Below are 16,520 nucleotides of genomic sequence, written 5' to 3'. Positions count from 1 at the left end.
CGCATAAGCCCATGTTGATTCATCCTCAGTTCGATCCTGTCGCTCTTCACCTTGGCCCGTTGGCCGTGCGTTGGTATGGGTTGATGTATCTTGCCGGTTTCATGGCCTTTCTGTGGCTGGGCAAATGGCGTGCGCGGGTCCAGCCGTGGCATGACATGACGGCGATCGATCTGGACGGTTTGCTGTTCTACGGCGTGTTCGGTGTTGTACTGGGCGGGCGTCTGGGCCAGGTGATTTTTTATGACCCAGGATATTACCTGGTGCATCCGCTGGAAATTTTTGCAGTATGGAAGGGTGGCATGAGTTTTCATGGTGGCTTTCTTGGCGTGCTTATAGCGATGGGTGTGTGGGGACGCAAACAGGGCAAAACATTTTTGCAGGTTACCGACTTTATTGCGCCACTCGTGCCCCTGGGGTTAATGGCAGGGCGTATAGGCAACTTTATTAACGGTGAACTGTGGGGTCGCGTGGCAGATGCGACGCTGCCTTGGGCGATGGTGTTCCCGCAAGTGGATAACTTGCCGCGCCATCCTTCACCGCTGTATGAAGCCACAGGTGAAGGCTTGCTACTTTTCATCTTGCTGTGGATTTTTTCAGCGCGGCAACGTGCGCTTGGGCGCGTGTCGGGATTATTTCTCATCGGTTATGGTGTGCTGCGCGCTGCGGCAGAATTTTTTCGTGAGCCGGATGCGGGCATTTTCGGGCTTTCTTACACCGTGAGCATGGGGCAGTGGCTCAGCCTGCCGATGATTGCGGTGGGTCTGTGGCTGTGTTTGCGAAAAGTACCAGCGACGCGCTAAAAAGTCGGCGCTGGTAAGACGGCGTGGGCAAGAGGTTATTAGTTGTCCGTATTATTCCGTTGGCGCGGCGATCTGGAAAAGTGAGCGCGCGACGTTTCCTGCTACCAAACAACCGCGAGGTGAGGAGAATCTCATGAATAACAACGCAGCTCCGGAAGCCGTACTCTTGCGCGATGATGCGCACGGTGTAGCCACGCTCACGTTGAATCGGCCAGCGCAATTTAATGCGCTGTCAAAAGCCTTGCTCACCGCATTACACACTGAACTTGCGGCGATTGCCACCAATAAATCCGTGCGCGTTGTGGTGATAAAGGGTGCAGGTAAAGCATTTTGCGTTGGGCATGATCTCAAAGAAATGCGCGCCCAGCACACCAAAAAATATATACAGGATTTGTTTAGGCAATGCGGCGAGATAATGATGGCCCTCACACAGATGCCGCAACCTGTTATTGCGCGAGTGGAGGGTATTGCAACGGCCGCGGGGTGCCAGCTGGTGGCGATGTGTGATCTTGCCATCGCGGCCGAGCAGGCGCGCTTTGCGGTGTCCGGCATTAATGTGGGTTTGTTTTGCTCAACGCCCGCAGTTGCCCTGGGCCGTGCCATGGCGCGCAAAGAGGCGATGGAAATGCTGCTCACCGGTGAATTTATCGATGCGCCGGAAGCTGCGCGCCGTGGCTTGATCAATCGTGCCGTACCAGCGGAAAGGCTGGATAGCGAAGTGCAGCGGCTGGTTGATTCGATATGCGGCAAATCACCCGTGGCGATTGCCATGGGCAAGCGGTTGTTTTATCAGCAACTCGAAACAGGGCTGGATGCCGCCTATCAGCTGGCTGCCAAAACCATGGCGTGCAACATGATGACGGACGATGCCGCTGAGGGTATTGATGCCTTCATGCAAAAACGTACACCGGCATGGAAGGGCACTTAGTCAGACGCTGAAAAGCCGGCACCCTAAGCAGCCTTCTCCATACGCTATCGCACATAGCGCATTTTCGTCAGCTTTGGAGATCAAAGCATTTGAACACCGAAATCGGGTTGATCATTGACAGTCCGGAGCGCGAAGCAAACCGCGATGCATTTTGAAGCCATGGAACAGCCGGCGAATTGTTATGTTCTTGCATTGCGCAGGGATGGGTCAGGACGGGCACCGCATCTAGTCAGTGCACGGTGGAGGCTGGCATTGTTGCCGCTGCTGCCGCTCGACCGCGAGCTATGCACGGCGTACAGCGGGATATTGCGATTGGGACCAACTGAAAGGTGAAAGGAAAGGGCCAGAGGCGATCATATTATCGGCCTCTGGTCCGGTTTGTGCGGCGCGCTACACGCGCCCTGGTCTTGGCGCCAGTATCGAGCCGATACCTTAGCGGTCGTTCTCTATTTTGAGATCACTCCAGACTGATTTTACGTGTTCGGTATGGCGTGCCGTTGCAATCGCCGCGTCTATCTCTGCCTGGGAATTGGCAGTGCCGGTCAACCACACAACGCCATCCTTGTCGGTATCGACCTGGATATGCTTCATGCTGCCCGGATGATCCGCAGCCAGTTTGGCCTTTATTTTGGTTGTAATTACCGAGTCTTTGACCCAGGTCATGGGGTGCGCACGATCCGAGTGTCGTTCGATGGTGTCGGCAGCAATGGCCGCAACGGGTGCCAGTAAGGTACCGATGACAAAACAGGTGGTCGCGAGTTTGGTTTTCATGGTCTGTTCTTTCCTTAGGGAGGTGGGAAATGTGGATTGTCCGGCTATGTTCAAAGAAGATCTGTTCGCTGGCGCACATAGAGCAAGACGAAAGCCTTGGCCGCGCAGGGTCTCGAAATACGTTCCTCGCTTGCCTCTGATGCCATTCAGTTGCCATGTTGTGTCAGCGCTTTTTATTTTTATGCAAATGTCGAATTATTTTGTTGTGTACGCCAACGAACAGAGAACGCACTGGGATATGCCCACAATGAGCAGCGTCGGGTTGAATTGCATTATTTCGCAAAGCCAACCCGAAATCGTAGCAAACGGGCGATCAAGTAAGCGTTGTCCGACGGCGCGATTCACTCGAACTGATCCGGTCGGGGTTTGGATCAAAAGCATAAAAGGATAATTATCATGCTTTACACAATTGCAGTTGTTCTTCTTATTTTGTGGCTTCTTGGATTGGTCACTTCTTACACACTCGGCGGTTTTATCCATATTCTTCTGGTAATCGCCATTGTGGTCGTCCTGCTCAGAGTCATCAGCGGGCGACGTCCACTGTGATTATTTTGCGGACACGGAAGGGGTGCGTTCGATATTTAGTCGTACCGTGTGATGGTGTCGTCGTCTGTGTTGTACACCTGCGCCTACCCCAGCTCTTCTGACTAGGCTGTTCTGTCATTAAATTGTCAACTTGGCGTACGGGCTTCGTTCCCCCGGAATTTGCGCGAATGACACGCAAATGACATTGTCTGAACCCGCATCAACAAGTCCTGTTTTACTTAAATTGGAGATATTTATCATGAAACAACTTACCAAGTATTTTTCTGCACTTTTCCTGGCTGTTACGCTAATATCCGTCGTGGGTTGCGCATCCACGACGACACAGGAGGGAACCGGCGAGTACGTCGACGACAGCGTTATCACCACCAAGGTGAAGGCAGCGATACTCGATGAGCCGACGCTAAAAGTTGCCGAGATCAACGTCGAGACCTTCAAAGGCGTGGTTCAACTGAGTGGTTTCGTGAGCTCGCAGACCGCAGAGAGTAAGGCAGTCGAAGTGGCACGCGGTGTCCGCGGTGTGAAATCAGTCAAGAACGACATGCGGATCAAATAAGCGATGTCCCCGCCACTGCCGGACCTTACGGTCTGGCAGTGGCGGGGGCTTAGTCACAAACACCCATATTCTTACCGATGGCAGCAATCGCAACCCCTGGCGCGGAATCCCCGGCAGGCAATCAATCTCCTGCAGGTCTTGAGTCGGCTGCGTTGCTGCCTACAGTCCAAGCGCCCGGGGTCGAGCGGGGCTTGGCGCTCCCTATCCTCGCTACGGTCGCTGTGGTCTTCGCGCTGGAATGGGCGCAGAGCTTTGTCATTTCTCTTCTGCTCGGAATTCTCTTTGCCTACACGCTGAATCCCCTGGTTGTATGGCTCGAGCGAATCAGGATCCCGCGCGTGCTGGGCGCCAGTCTTGTGATGGTGGGTGTCGTGTGCGCGCTCGTCCTGGGGACGTACTCGTTGCGCGGGCAAATACAGACGCTACTCGATCAGTTGCCCGAAGCAGTGGGCAAGTTGTCGGTCGGCCTTGCGAGTGTGCGCAAAGGCCAGGCCAGTACCATGCAGAAGGTGCAAACCGCTGCGAACCAGATTGAGAAGGCAGCTAGCGTGGTGTCGATGTCAAAACAGCCGGCAACGCGCATCGTCATCGATCAACCTGGCTTCAAACTCGGCGACTTCCTTTGGGCGAATTCCGTAAGAGCCGCAGTGCTGATTGGTCAGACAGTCATGGTGCTTTTCCTGACTTTCTTTCTTTTGCTCTCCGGTGACACTTACAAGAGAAAGTTGGTACGGCTCACAGGGCCCTCGTTGTCGAACAGAAAGATCACCGTGCGTATTCTTGATGGCATCAATGAATCCATCCAGCGTTACATGTTCATGCTTTTGGCGACCAACATACTGGTGGGGCTGCTTACCTGGATCACGTTGCGCTGGATCGGTCTGGAAAGCGCCGGCGCCTGGGCAGTAGCTGCAGGCCTGCTCCACATTATCCCGTACTTCGGTCCAACCGTCACCGCCGTCGGTATCGGCATGGCTGCTTTCATGCAGTTCGACACCTTATCGATGGCGTTGCTGGCTGCTGGGGCTGCGCTAGTGATTGCCACGGTCGTCGGGTACTTTGTTACCACCTGGATGACGGGCAGGATCGCCAAGATGAATACGGCCGCCGTGTTCATTTCGCTGCTGTTTGGGGCATGGCTGTGGGGCGTCTGGGGCATGCTGCTGAGCATTCCGATTATCGTCATAGTTAAAGTAGTAGCTCAACATGTCGAGCCACTTGAGTCAGTGGCTGAGCTGCTAGGGGACTAGGTGGCCCCTCGCTCAACGCGATGCACAGCGTTGAGATTTGATTTCCTCGAAAGGAGCCCCTGAATTGAACGCTGGCACGAAGCTCACCGGATATTTTCGACAGTTGAAGACGCGATTTCGCGACAGCGGGTGGCCACGGATTTCACCCGGCGAAGAGCTCCCGCTGCGATCCGAGTTGTTCAGCGCCGACCAGATGGAGCAGCATGGCAGGGCTCTCGCGGTCTCGCACAATCTAGCGCCGGGATACGCGCCGGACCAGCTCTTGGCGCGGCTGGCAGCGAACGAAAGCGTGCTGGTTGGAGCGTGCAACCTGTTGAAGACGGCAGTCACCGCGAAGCGCCGGATCATGCCCGCTGGAGAATGGCTGCTCGACAACTTCTATCTCATTGAAGAGCATATCCGCACAACCAGGAGACACCTCCCGAAGGGTTACAGCCGGGAACTGCCTCGTCTGGCACATGAACCGTCGGCCGGACTACCGCGAGTGTATGACATTGCGCTGGAAACGATCTCACACGGCGATGGGCGGGTAGACACGGAAAATCTTGGCCGTTTCGTGGCCGCCTACCAGTCGGTCACCGCACTCAAGCTTGGCGAGTTGTGGGCGATCCCCATCATGCTGCGGTTGGCAGTCATCGAGAATCTCCGTCGCGTTGCCGTGTGGATCGCTGCTGGCCTGGCCGAGCGAGATCTGGCGGATTCCTGGGCGGACCAGATGACTGAAACCGCCGAAAAGGATCCGAAGAGTCTGATCCTGGTGATCGCGGACATGGCGCGGTCGAGTCCGCCCATGGCGGGCTCATTTGTCGCGGAACTTGCGCGCCGTTTGCAGGGACAGGGTCCCGCGCTGGCTTTGCCGCTGACCTGGATCGAACAGCGATTGTCCGAATCGGGCCTGAAGATCGAGCAGTTGGTGCAGTCGGAAAACCAGCAGCAGGCGGCAGACCAAGTCTCCATCAGTAACAGTATCGGCAGTCTCCGGTTCCTGGGCGCGATGAACTGGCGCGAGTTCGTCGAGACGATGAGCGTCGTCGAGCAGAAACTCCAGGAGGACCCGGGCGGGGTCTACGGCCAGATGGATTTCGCTACGCGCGACCGCTACCGGCACGTCGTGGAAAGGATAGCGAAATGCGGCCCGCTGACCGAAAGAGAGGTGGCGCGCAAGGCGATCCAACTGGCGCACGAGGCGGCCCTGACACAAGGCAGCGGCGATCGGTCGGCACACGTGGGCTTCTACCTGATCGGCGACGGCCTGGGCGAGCTTGAACGAACGGCGCAGGCGCGCTTTTCCATCCCCGAGACTGTGCGCAGAGCGAGCGGGCGATTTCCATTGTTTCTATATGCAGGCGCCATCGCGCTGATCGCCGTGATCGTAAGTGGCGGCCTGGTAGCGACGGCCTATGCCGACGGCGTGCCAGATTGGGTGATCGCGCTGGTCGGCAGCGTCTCCTTTCTGGCCGCCAGTCAGCTGGCTGTGGGGCTGGTGAACTGGCTGGCCACTCTGCTGGTGACACCCCATCCGCTGCCCAAAATGGATTTTTCCGCAGGAATCCCGCCGCAATGGCGCACCCTGGTGGTAGTCCCGACCATGCTCGCTAGTGCTCAGAACGTCGAGGATCTGGTCGAGTCGCTGGAAGTCAGGTTCCTGGCGAATCGCGATGAAAATCTGCACTTTGGGCTATTGACCGATTTTCTGGACGCGCATGAAGAATCGCTGTCCGAGGACGGGCTGCTGCTGCAGCTGGCCCAAACAAGAATTGACGAGCTGAATGGTAAGTACCGCAGCGAGGACGGGCAAGCCAGAAATGACAAGTTCTTCCTCTTCCATCGTCCGCGCCGCTGGAACCCGCAGGAAAGGATATGGATGGGCTACGAACGCAAGCGCGGCAAGCTGGCGGACCTGAACGCGCTGCTGCGCTGTGGCGAGCGCGATGGTGCCAACAAGGGTGCCAACAATGCCTTTTCGCTCGTCGTTGGCAACACGGCCATTCTGTCCAACGTGAAGTACGTCATCACTTTGGACACGGATACGCAGCTACCGCGCGATGCGGCACGTCAATTCGTCGGCGCCATGGCGCATCCGCTGAATCGTCCTTGGTGCGACGAAGCGAAGCGATGTGTCGCGGGGGGCTACGGTATTCTGCAGCCGCGCGTGGCGGTAAGCCTGCCGGGAACGAACCGCTCGCGCTATGCGCGTCTATACGGTGGGGAGCCGGGCATTGACCCCTATACACGTGCCGTCTCGGATGTTTACCAGGACGTGTTCGGCGAAGGCTCGTTCATTGGCAAGGGCATCTACGACGTCGATGCATTCGAGCAAGCCCTTGGTGGCCGCTTCCCCGATAATCGCATCCTCAGTCACGATCTGCTGGAGGGGTGTTACGCGCGGGCGGGACTGCTGAGTGATGTGCAGTTGTACGAGGACTACCCGGCGCGCTACAGCGCCGACATGAGCCGTCGCTACCGCTGGATTCGCGGCGATTGGCAGCTTGCGGGGTGGCTGCGTCGGCGCGTACCTGGCAACCGCGCAGACGATGGCGCCGGGGGGGACAACGCTCGTCAGAAGAATCCGCTCTCGATGCTGTCGCAGTGGAAGCTGTTCGACAACCTGCGGCGCAGCCTCGCCCCTGCGGCACTGACACTGCTGTTGCTGCTGGGATGGACAGTCTTGTCGCCGGCCTGGTTGTGGACCTTGTCGGTGATGGGCATCCTGCTGCTTCCCTCCTTGTGCGCCTTGATTCTCGAGATGTTCCGCAAGCCGGGTGAGGTGTTGCTGAGGCAGCACCTCACCGCTGTGGCACGCTCAGCTTCCCGCCACTTCATGCAGTTGGCATTCGAGCTCGCCTGTCTTCCCTACGAGGCGTTGTTCAGTCTGGATGCCATCGCGCGTACGACCTGGCGGATGCGGGTCACACGTAGACGGCTGCTTGAATGGAATCCGTCGAGCGAAGCGGATCGCGAGTCGATCCGGTGCGGCTGCAACAGCCTCGTCACCTCTTTCCAGTCGATGTGGGCCGCCCCCGCTATCGCCGCTGCGGTGGCGATCTATCTGGTGGCAGTGAACCTGGCGGTGTTGGCGGTGGCAGGGCCGATACTGCTCCTGTGGTTTGCCTCACCCGCCATCGTTTGGTGGATCAGCCGCCCGCTCGCTCGTCGCAAGGCGATCCTGACGGTCGAGCAGACGCTCTTTCTGCGCACGCTTTCGCGCCGGACCTGGGCCTTCTTCGACACCTTTGTTGGCCCGGAAGACCATTGGCTACCGCCCGACAACTTCCAGGAGTATCGCGTTGCCGCAGTCGCGCATCGTACGTCGCCGACCAACATGGGGCTGGCGCTGCTGGCGAATCTGTCGGCATACGACTTTGGCTACATCCCGGCCGGACAGCTCGTCGAGCGCACGGCGAACACCCTGCGCACGATAGACACTCTGGAGCGGTACCGCGGGCACTTCTACAACTGGTATGACACGCAGACTCTGCAGCCGCTGCCACCGCTATACATCTCGACAGTGGACAGCGGCAACTTCGCCGGCCATTTGCTGACCTTGCGTGCGGGGCTGCTCGCGCTTGCCGATGACCCGATTGTGGGGGGGCGACTGTTCGAGGGCTTGAGTGACACACTGAAGCTGCTCGCGGATACCGCGGGCGCAGTTTCCCCCGCTCCGCTGAGCGAGTTTCAGAACCTTCTCGAGTCGATTTGCGATGCCCGGCCGACCACCCTTGTGGCAGCCCGGGTCTGCCTCGATCGCTTGGCTTCAGGTGCCGCTGACCTGATCACGCACGTCGCTGGCAGTATCGGGGACGCTGTCGAGAGCGAGGCGACTGGCTGGGCGGAGGCGCTCGCCGGGCAATGTCGCAGGGCCCTCGACGAACTGAGCTTTCTCGCCCCGTGGGTCGGGTGGCAGGGCGCGCCTGCCGGGTTGAGCGGCCTTGACGAGTTGCTCGGTAGCGTTGGCAGCATCGTCATCCCGACGCTGCGCGAACTGGCAGGGCTCGATGCGGAGCTTTCGCCGGCCATAGCGCGTCGACTCGACGGCAACGCCGCGCCCGAAGAGCGCACCTGGCTCACCGAACTTGGGCAGCTCATCACCCAGGGCAGCCGCCGCGCTGCGCAACGGATCGCGGAAATCGAGCGCCTCGCACGGCAATCGAGCGAAATGTCGAACATGGCGTACGACTTTCTGTACGACAAGGCGTGCCATCTGTTGGCGATCGGGTACGACGTCGGCGAGCGCCGGCTCGATGCGGGTTACTACGATCTGCTGGCCTCCGAGGCAAGGTTGTGCAGTTTTGTGGCGATTGCGCAGGGGAAGCTGCCGCAGGAAAGCTGGTTCGCGCTGGGACGTCTGCTCACCAGCACCGGCGGCGAACCGGTTCTCCTGTCGTGGAGCGGTTCGATGTTCGAGTACCTGATGCCGCTCCTGGTGATGCCGACCTATGAGAACACATTGCTCGACCAGACCTACAAGGCGGCGGTGGCCAAGCAAATCGAGTACGGACGGCAGCGTGGCGTCCCCTGGGGAATATCGGAATCCGGCTACAACACGGTCGACGTGCATCTCAATTACCAGTACCGGGCGTTCGGTGTGCCCGGACTGGGACTCAAGCGCGGACTGGCCGAGGACCTGGTCATTGCACCGTATGCATCGGCGCTCGCGCTGATGGTGGCGCCTGAGGAGGCATGCCTGAATCTGCAGCGACTCGCCACCGAGGGGTTCGTCGGGAAATTCGGCTGCTTTGAAGCTATCGACTACACGCTGTCACGGCAGCGACGCGGTGAATCGAATGCCGTAGTCCGCTCCTACATGTCCCATCACCAGGGTATGAGCCTGCTCGCTTTAGCCTACCTGATTCTCGATCGGCCCATGCAGCGGCGTTTCGAGTCGGAGCCGCTGTTCCAGGCAATCCTGCTGCTGCTCCAGGAGCGCATCCCCAAGGCGATGACATTGTTTTCGCACACGGCTCAACTTTCCGATGTACACGCGGCGTCGGTCGCGCCGCAGGCGCCAATTCGCGTTTTCAGCAGCCCCGATACGCCGACACCCCAGGTGCAGTTGCTATCGAACGGCCGATACCACGTGATGGTCACCAACGCGGGAGGCGGCTACAGCCGATGGAAGGATCTCGCCATTACTCGCTGGCGCGAAGACGGTACCAGTGACAACTGGGGTTCGTTCTGCTACATCCACGATGTGGACAGCGGGGAGTTGTGGTCAACGGCCTGCCAGCCGACGCTCAAGCGACCGGCGAGTTACGAAGCGATCTTCTCGGAAGGGCGGGCGGAGTTTCGGCGTCGCGATACGGTTGGCGATGGCGATCTCGATACCCATACCGAGATTGTCGTTTCGCCGGAGGACGACATCGAGCTGCGCCGTGTGCGCATCACCAACCGCTCTCGTACCCGCAGAGTGATCGAGGTCACGAGTTACGCGGAAGTGGTGATCGCACCGCCGGCCGCAGACGCGCTTCATCCGGCGTTTAGCAATCTCTTCGTGCAAACCGAGATCATGCGGGAGCGGTGCGCGATCCTGTGCACCCGCCGCCCGCGCTCTATCGACGAACCGGCGCCGTGGATGTTTCACCTGATCGCGGTGCACGGCGCCAGCATCGGCGAGGTCTCTTATGAGACGGACCGCATGCGCTTCATCGGTCGCGGCAACACCGTCGCCGCTCCCCATGCACTACGCGAGTCTGCGGCGCTCTTCGGCAGTGAGGGCTCGGTGCTGGATCCGATCGTCGCGATCCGTTGTCCGATAACACTGGAACCGGACGAGACGGCAACGATCGACCTGGTGTTCGGCGTCGGAGAAACCCGCGATGCGGCCTTGAGCCTGGTCGAGAAGTACCATGACCGGCGTCTGGCTGATCGCGTCTTCGATCTGACGTGGACCCACAGCCAGGTTGTGCTGCGTCAGATCAATGCCACTGAGGCCGATGCACAACTGTACGGGCGGATGGCGAGCTTCATCATCTACGCCCATTCCTCGTTGCGCGCCGATGCGGCCGTTCTCACTCAGAACCGCCGCGGGCAGTCAGGCTTGTGGGGCTATGCCGTTTCCGGGGATCTGCCGATCGTGCTGCTGCAGATCGCAGACTCGGCCAACATCGAGTTGGTGCGCCAGCTCATTCAGGCACATGCCTACTGGCGCCTGAAGGGCCTGGCAGTGGATATGGTGATCTGGAACGAAGACCGGGGCGGCTATCGGCAACTGCTTCAGGAGCAAATCATGGGGCTGATTGCCGCAGGTATCGAAGCCCACGTGGTGGATCGGCCGGGTGGCATCTTTGTGCGGCCGGCGGAGCAGATATCCCTCGAGGATCGCGTCCTGTTCCAGTCGGTCGCTCGCGTCATTATTGCAGATGGCCGGGGAACGCTGGCGGAGCAACTCAATCGGCGTACTGCGATAGACAAGCAAATGCCGCAGTTCGCACCGACGCGACCGCTGCGTCCTGATCTGGCGGCCGATGCCACGCTACCATCACGTGAGCTGATTTTCTTCAACGGACTAGGTGGATTCACCCCCGATGGGCGCGAGTACGTCATCACGACAGCGCCCGGTCAGATGACCCCGGCGCCGTGGGTTAACGTGCTGGCGAATCCGCATTTCGGCACTATCGTTTCGGAGAATGGTGTTGCGTACACCTGGAGCGAGAACGCGCACGAATTTCGCCTCACGCCCTGGCACAACGACCCGGTGAGCGATGCGAGCGGAGAAGCGCTGTACCTGCGCGATGAAGAGAGCGGCCAGTTCTGGTCGCCCACACCGCTGCCAAGGGGCAGCGCCACGCCCTGTGTCAGCCGGCACGGGTTTGGCTACAGCGTCTTCGAGCACAGCTGCGGCGGCATTCGCTCCGAGCTGTGGATTTACGTGGCACTGGATGCGGCTGTCAAGTTCTCGGTGCTGAAAGTGCGCAATGAGTCGGGCCGGTTGCGCAAGCTCTCCGCGACCGGCTACGTCGAATGGGTGCTGGGGGATCTGCGGCCGAAATCAGCTATGCATATAACCACTGAAATCGACCCCAAGAGCGGCGCCCTCTACGCGCGCAACTCCTACAACTCGGAGTTCGCCGATCGGGTTGCCTTCTTCGACGTGGATGGACCGACGCGTAATCTGAGCGGCGACCGCGCCGAATTTCTCGGGCGCAACGGCACGCTGCAAAATCCGGCCGCCATGCATCGGTCGCAGCTTTCCGGCAAGGTGGGCGCTGGCCTGGATCCCTGCGCCGCGATCCAGGTAAGCTTCGATCTGGCCGACGGGCAAGAACGCGATATCGTCTTCCGGCTCGGCGTCGGGCGCAACGCCGATGACACTGGCAAGCTCGTACAGCGCTTCCGCGGTGCCTTGGCTGCCCGTAGCGCGCTCGCAGCGGTGTGGCAGCATTGGGATCACACGCTCGGCGCGGTGCAGGTGGAAACACCTGATCCGTCGCTCGATGTGCTGACCAACGGCTGGCTGGTGTACCAGACTCTGGTGTGCCGTGTCTGGGCGCGCAGCGGTTACTACCAATCGGGCGGCGCCTTCGGCTTCCGCGACCAGTTGCAGGACGTGATGGCGCTCATCCATGCCGAGCCCGGGCTGGTGCGCGAGCACCTGCTGCTGTGCGCGAGTCGTCAGTTCCGGGAAGGGGATGTCCAGCACTGGTGGCATCCGCCGTCGGGCCGCGGTGTGCGCACGCATTGTTCGGACGATTACCTCTGGTTGCCGTTGGCGGTATGCCGCTATGTGGCGAGCAGCGGGGACACAGGGGTGCTGGATGAACCTGTGTCCTTCCTGGAAGGCCGCCCGGTCAACCCGGAAGACGATTCTTACTACGACCTGCCCGGCCGCTCGGCTGAGGCAGCCAGCCTGTACCAGCACTGCGTGCAGGCCATCCTGCACGGCCTGCGATTCGGTGAACACGGTCTGCCGCTGATCGGTTCTGGCGATTGGAACGACGGCATGAATCTGGTAGGGATACAGGGAAAAGGCGAGAGCGTCTGGCTAGGCTTCTTCCTGTGCGAAGTGCTCAGGCAGTTCACCGAGGTGGCTTATGCGCACGATGACACAGTCTTTGCCGAGCGTTGCAAAGCGGAGGGCATTCGGCTGCGCCAGGACCTCGAGCGCCATGGCTGGGATGGCGAATGGTACCGACGCGGCTACTTCGACGACGGCACACCGCTCGGTTCTGCAGGCAACACGGAATGCCAGATCGATTCGCTCTCGCAGAGCTGGTCTGTGCTGTCCGGGGCGGGCGACGGGGTGGGCAACCTTGCGCGTTCGCGCCTGGCCATGCAGGCGGTGGACGATCGACTCGTGCATCGCGACCACGCACTTATCCAACTACTCGATCCACCCTTCGACAAGTCGAGCCTGAATCCCGGCTACATCAGAGGCTATGTGCCGGGTGTGCGGGAGAACGGCGGGCAGTACACCCACGGTGCGATCTGGACGGTCATGGCGTTTGCCGCATTGGGCGAGCGCGCGCGCGCCTGGGAGTTGCTGACCATGATCAACCCGGTGAACCACACGAAATCACAGGAGGCCATCGCGACCTACAAGGTGGAGCCGTACGTGATGGCAGCCGACGTTTATGCGCTCGCACCGCACACCGGCCGCGGTGGATGGACTTGGTATACCGGCTCGGCCGGCTGGATGTACCGGCTTATCGTGGAGTCGCTGCTGGGACTCAAACTCGAGGGAGACAAGCTGCATCTCGTGCCCTGTGTGCCCGCCGACTGGCAGGCGTTCAAGATCCACTACCGGTATCGGGAGACGATGTACCACCTCGCCGTCTCGCAAGCGCGTGTTGGCGATGGTGCACCGAGTGCTGTGACGAGTGTGACAGTTGATGGCGTCGAACGACACGATAAGGTAATTTACCTTGTTGATGATCGGCAGGAGCACATGGTCGAGGTGAGAGTGCATGTGAATTTCGTGGGCAAGTAACCGTGACGAACGGCCTCCCCAGAATGAACCTTTCTCAGCCTGGAGTGAAACCTGACGATAGTCTGGACGATAGCGTATATAACAGGTCTGCCAGGCAGTGTGGTGCGCAACTATCCCGCAAAAGTCGGCGCTGGCGGGACGGCGGTAGCATCCGAGCAAGCGGATTAGGAGGTGGTTGCATCCGGGAGCAGACGATCGAACTCCTTCTTGACCACCGCGTAGCACTCGCAGGTTCGTGCCTCCAGCCCCGCCCGGTCAAGCACGGTGATGTGGCCACGGTGGTACTCGATCAAGCTGGCCCTTCAGCCGGTAGGCGTGGGCCGGCGCTCTGCACGATGGCCCGGCTGGGCGTCGTTTCGCCGCCCATGAAGAGGGAGACCCCGACGATGCCCTCGTTGCCGACCACGGCGATTTCGGACGATGCGCCATCCTCCATGACATAGAGCAGGGAGACGATGGCGGTGGTGGGGAAATAGACGTGGCGCATCCGCGTACCGGACTCGTAAAGCACATCGCCTAGCGGCAGTGAGACCAGTTCAAAATTGGGGAGCAGATATGCGTATGCGTCCGCCGGCAAGGCGGTGAGAAGGTGATTCTGGCGGGGGTTATGCGGGGGCGGGTGCATGAGCGAGCTCCTGATTATCAGCCACGATCGAATAACCTCACCAACGCGGCTGAATGTGGAATCACCGAGGCGTCCCGCTCATTATATATTCCCCGCTTTCCTGTGTTCGCCAGCGCACAGACACAGCAAGGCGCTCGACGTAATCTGATTCCCTGGCGCACAGTGGGGAGTGGGCGTGGGCCAGAGGCGCCACGCCAGCGGGTTCGGTCTCGCTGCTGCAGCCTATACGTTACCTGGGGATTCCTGCGGCCAGGCAAAAATCTCCGAGTGAACTTGATTATCTGGGACCCGTCAAAAATGCCCAAACGTCTTACCGTCCGGTTGAGAATAACGATAACCCATGGGGTGATCCTGAACTTGAACCGCGCCGGAATCACGGAAACTGCCGCTCTCGAAGTTCGCGATCCCGCGCCCACTGACGACTAACTGCGTACATTAGCCGTGGTTAGGATATTCAGTCATTGGCTTCGCGCGAATACCCTGTTCCAGATGGTATTCGATCTGGTATTGCCCTGCCTGGCCTTGGTCCTTACCGTTGCCTGGCTCGACCGCGGCGATCTGCGCAGTGTCTGGGTAGCGTTGCCTTACGTGCTGCTACTCACGCTCGGGATGATGGTGGTGAATACCTTGCTAGGCGTCTATCAGCGCGATTCCGATCATTCTGTGGCCCGAACTTTGGCACGCGTCATCGTGTGTTTCCTCCTTGCTGCGCCGATGGCCTATGGCATGGTCAGCCTGGTTCCACGGTCCGCAGCTTGGCGCGAGGAACTGGAACTGGCGGTGCTGCTCGCCCTGGGCGTCATGGTGACGATGCGCGGCTGTGTCGTACACGGTGGCTTTGCCCCCTTACTGTCGCGCCACATCATGGTACTGGGCACCGGCGCAGAGGCGGCGATGGTCGGGCAATCGCTTATGCGATTGAGTCCGAACGTGCGCATCGCGGGCTTCTACCCGGTGCGCTCGGACGAGGCGATACACGTTGCCCACGATCGGATTCTCACGGACAACTTGTCGCTGGCGGATGCGACACGTCGGTTCAAGGTAGACGAGATCATTGTTGCAGTGCGTGAGCGGCGGACCGATGCCGTGTCGATTCATGAGCTCCTCGAGTGCAGACTGGCGGGCGTGCGCGTGCTGGACCTGTCGAGCTACTTTGAGCGAGCCCTCGGACAAGTGCGCCTGGATTCTTTGCGCGCCAGTTGGCTGATCTTCGGCGAAGGTTTCCGGCAAGGTCTGGTACGCACGGTAGTCAAGCGCCTGTTTGACGTCATCGCCGCGACGCTGTTGCTGGGGGTATTCTGGCCCTTGATGTTGCTGAGTGCCCTCCTGATTGTGCTGGAAAGCGGCTTCCCGATCTTCTATTGCCAGGAGCGTGTGGGGCAGGGTGGGCGGCTGTTCCGTGTGGTTAAGTTTCGCAGCATGCACAGCGACGCCGAGCACGACGGCAAGCCGCGCTGGGCCGCCTGCAATGACGCGCGGGTGACACGCGTTGGTCGCGTTCTGCGCAGGCTGCGCATCGATGAACTGCCGCAGCTGTACAACGTGCTCAAGGGCGACATGAGCTTGGTCGGGCCACGGCCCGAGCGGCCCTACTTCGTCACTCAACTGACGCGCGAAATTCCCTTCTACGCAGCGCGCCACAGTGTCAAGCCGGGCCTCACCGGCTGGGCCCAGGTGCGCTACCGTTACGGCGAGTCGGTGGAGGATGCGGCGCAGAAGCTGCAATACGATCTCTACTACGTGAAGAACCATACCCTGTTCCTCGATACCGTCATCCTGTTTGAAACCGTGGGTGTGGTGCTCACGGGCGCGGGGGCACGCTGATGGCGCTTGCGCCATTTTATGTGCGAGATCGTACACGCTGGCCCGGAAATTCGGCCCAGCATCTATTTACCTACAGGAGGAAGCGCGCACCGGTAAGATCATCAACGTTGCGGCGCATGGGGCAGTCATCGAGGCCATCCAAGCCAGAATCCGGCAAACCGGGGTGCCCGTCGTGTACGCCACCGTACAGATGTGCTTGCTCTGCCCGCTTAAGCTTCAAAGGTACGAAGCGTGCATGACCATCCAGCAGCAGGAAAAATGCAAATTGTTTGATCCGCTGTGTCTTGCCAAGAATCG

General features: G+C 59.8%; 8 protein-coding genes and 1 pseudogene. 7 read left to right on the top strand and 2 right to left on the bottom strand.

What is annotated here, in order from left to right:
- Positions 1-11: 11 nt before the first annotated feature.
- Both lgt and PG1C_RS14220 read left to right on the top strand, forming a co-directional pair.
- Positions 12-800 (top strand): prolipoprotein diacylglyceryl transferase, encoded by a 789-nt coding sequence (lgt, locus tag PG1C_RS14225; RefSeq protein WP_202635371.1) that lies wholly within the window; start codon positions 12-14, stop codon positions 798-800.
- 133 nt (positions 801-933) lie between these two features.
- Entirely contained in the window at positions 934-1,728 is a 795-nt protein-coding gene (locus PG1C_RS14220) for an enoyl-CoA hydratase (RefSeq protein ID WP_202635370.1), read from the top strand.
- A 432-nt stretch (positions 1,729-2,160) separates the two neighbouring features.
- Here PG1C_RS14220 and PG1C_RS14215 read toward each other — a convergent pair whose 3' ends face one another.
- Positions 2,161-2,499 (bottom strand): BON domain-containing protein, encoded by a 339-nt coding sequence (locus PG1C_RS14215; RefSeq protein WP_202635369.1) that lies wholly within the window; start codon positions 2,497-2,499, stop codon positions 2,161-2,163.
- A gap of 396 nt (positions 2,500-2,895) precedes the next feature.
- Here PG1C_RS14215 and PG1C_RS14210 point away from each other — a divergent pair, with 396 nt between their 5' ends.
- The 4 genes from PG1C_RS14210 to PG1C_RS14195 all read left to right on the top strand — a co-directional run bounded on the left by PG1C_RS14210 (position 2,896) and on the right by PG1C_RS14195 (position 13,774).
- Positions 2,896-3,045 (top strand): lmo0937 family membrane protein, encoded by a 150-nt coding sequence (locus PG1C_RS14210; RefSeq protein ID WP_202635368.1) that lies wholly within the window; start codon positions 2,896-2,898, stop codon positions 3,043-3,045.
- 238 nt (positions 3,046-3,283) lie between these two features.
- On the top strand, positions 3,284-3,598 hold the full coding sequence (locus PG1C_RS14205) for a BON domain-containing protein (RefSeq protein ID WP_202635367.1): 315 nt from the start codon (positions 3,284-3,286) through the stop codon (positions 3,596-3,598).
- A gap of 77 nt (positions 3,599-3,675) precedes the next feature.
- On the top strand, positions 3,676-4,848 hold the full coding sequence (locus PG1C_RS14200; protein WP_202635366.1) for an AI-2E family transporter: 1,173 nt from the start codon (positions 3,676-3,678) through the stop codon (positions 4,846-4,848).
- Positions 4,849-4,912: 64 nt separating this feature from the next.
- The gene (locus PG1C_RS14195) at positions 4,913-13,774 is read left to right on the top strand and encodes a glycoside hydrolase family 94 protein (protein WP_202635365.1); all 8,862 of its coding nucleotides are present in this window, start codon (positions 4,913-4,915) and stop codon (positions 13,772-13,774) included.
- A gap of 164 nt (positions 13,775-13,938) precedes the next feature.
- On the opposite strand, the pseudogene PG1C_RS14190 reads toward PG1C_RS14195, so the two are convergent.
- Positions 13,939-14,399: pseudogene (locus tag PG1C_RS14190) on the bottom strand (Crp/Fnr family transcriptional regulator).
- 489 nt (positions 14,400-14,888) lie between these two features.
- On the opposite strand from PG1C_RS14190, the gene PG1C_RS14185 reads away from it, so the two are divergent.
- A complete protein-coding gene (locus tag PG1C_RS14185) occupies positions 14,889-16,223 on the top strand; it encodes a TIGR03013 family XrtA/PEP-CTERM system glycosyltransferase (RefSeq protein ID WP_284431768.1) in 1,335 nt (444 codons plus the stop codon).
- The last annotated feature ends 297 nt before the right edge of the window (positions 16,224-16,520 follow it).

The organism is Rugosibacter aromaticivorans (assembly GCF_000934545.1).
GTDB lineage: Bacteria > Pseudomonadota > Gammaproteobacteria > Burkholderiales > Rhodocyclaceae > Rugosibacter > Rugosibacter aromaticivorans.
This window is presented reverse-complemented; position numbering and strand designations above follow the sequence as displayed.

What these genes read in the sequence shown, in the direction of transcription:
- lgt (WP_202635371.1), top strand. Translation starts at nt 12, where the DNA reads ATGTTGATTCATCCTCAGTTCGATCCTGTCGCTCTTCACCTTGGCCCG.
- PG1C_RS14220 (WP_202635370.1), top strand. Translation starts at nt 934, where the DNA reads ATGAATAACAACGCAGCTCCGGAAGCCGTACTCTTGCGCGATGATGCG.
- PG1C_RS14215 (WP_202635369.1), bottom strand. Translation starts at nt 2,499, where the DNA reads ATGAAAACCAAACTCGCGACCACCTGTTTTGTCATCGGTACCTTACTG.
- PG1C_RS14210 (WP_202635368.1), top strand. Translation starts at nt 2,896, where the DNA reads ATGCTTTACACAATTGCAGTTGTTCTTCTTATTTTGTGGCTTCTTGGA.
- PG1C_RS14205 (WP_202635367.1), top strand. Translation starts at nt 3,284, where the DNA reads ATGAAACAACTTACCAAGTATTTTTCTGCACTTTTCCTGGCTGTTACG.
- PG1C_RS14200 (WP_202635366.1), top strand. Translation starts at nt 3,676, where the DNA reads ATGGCAGCAATCGCAACCCCTGGCGCGGAATCCCCGGCAGGCAATCAA.
- PG1C_RS14185 (WP_284431768.1), top strand. Translation starts at nt 14,889, where the DNA reads ATGGTATTCGATCTGGTATTGCCCTGCCTGGCCTTGGTCCTTACCGTT.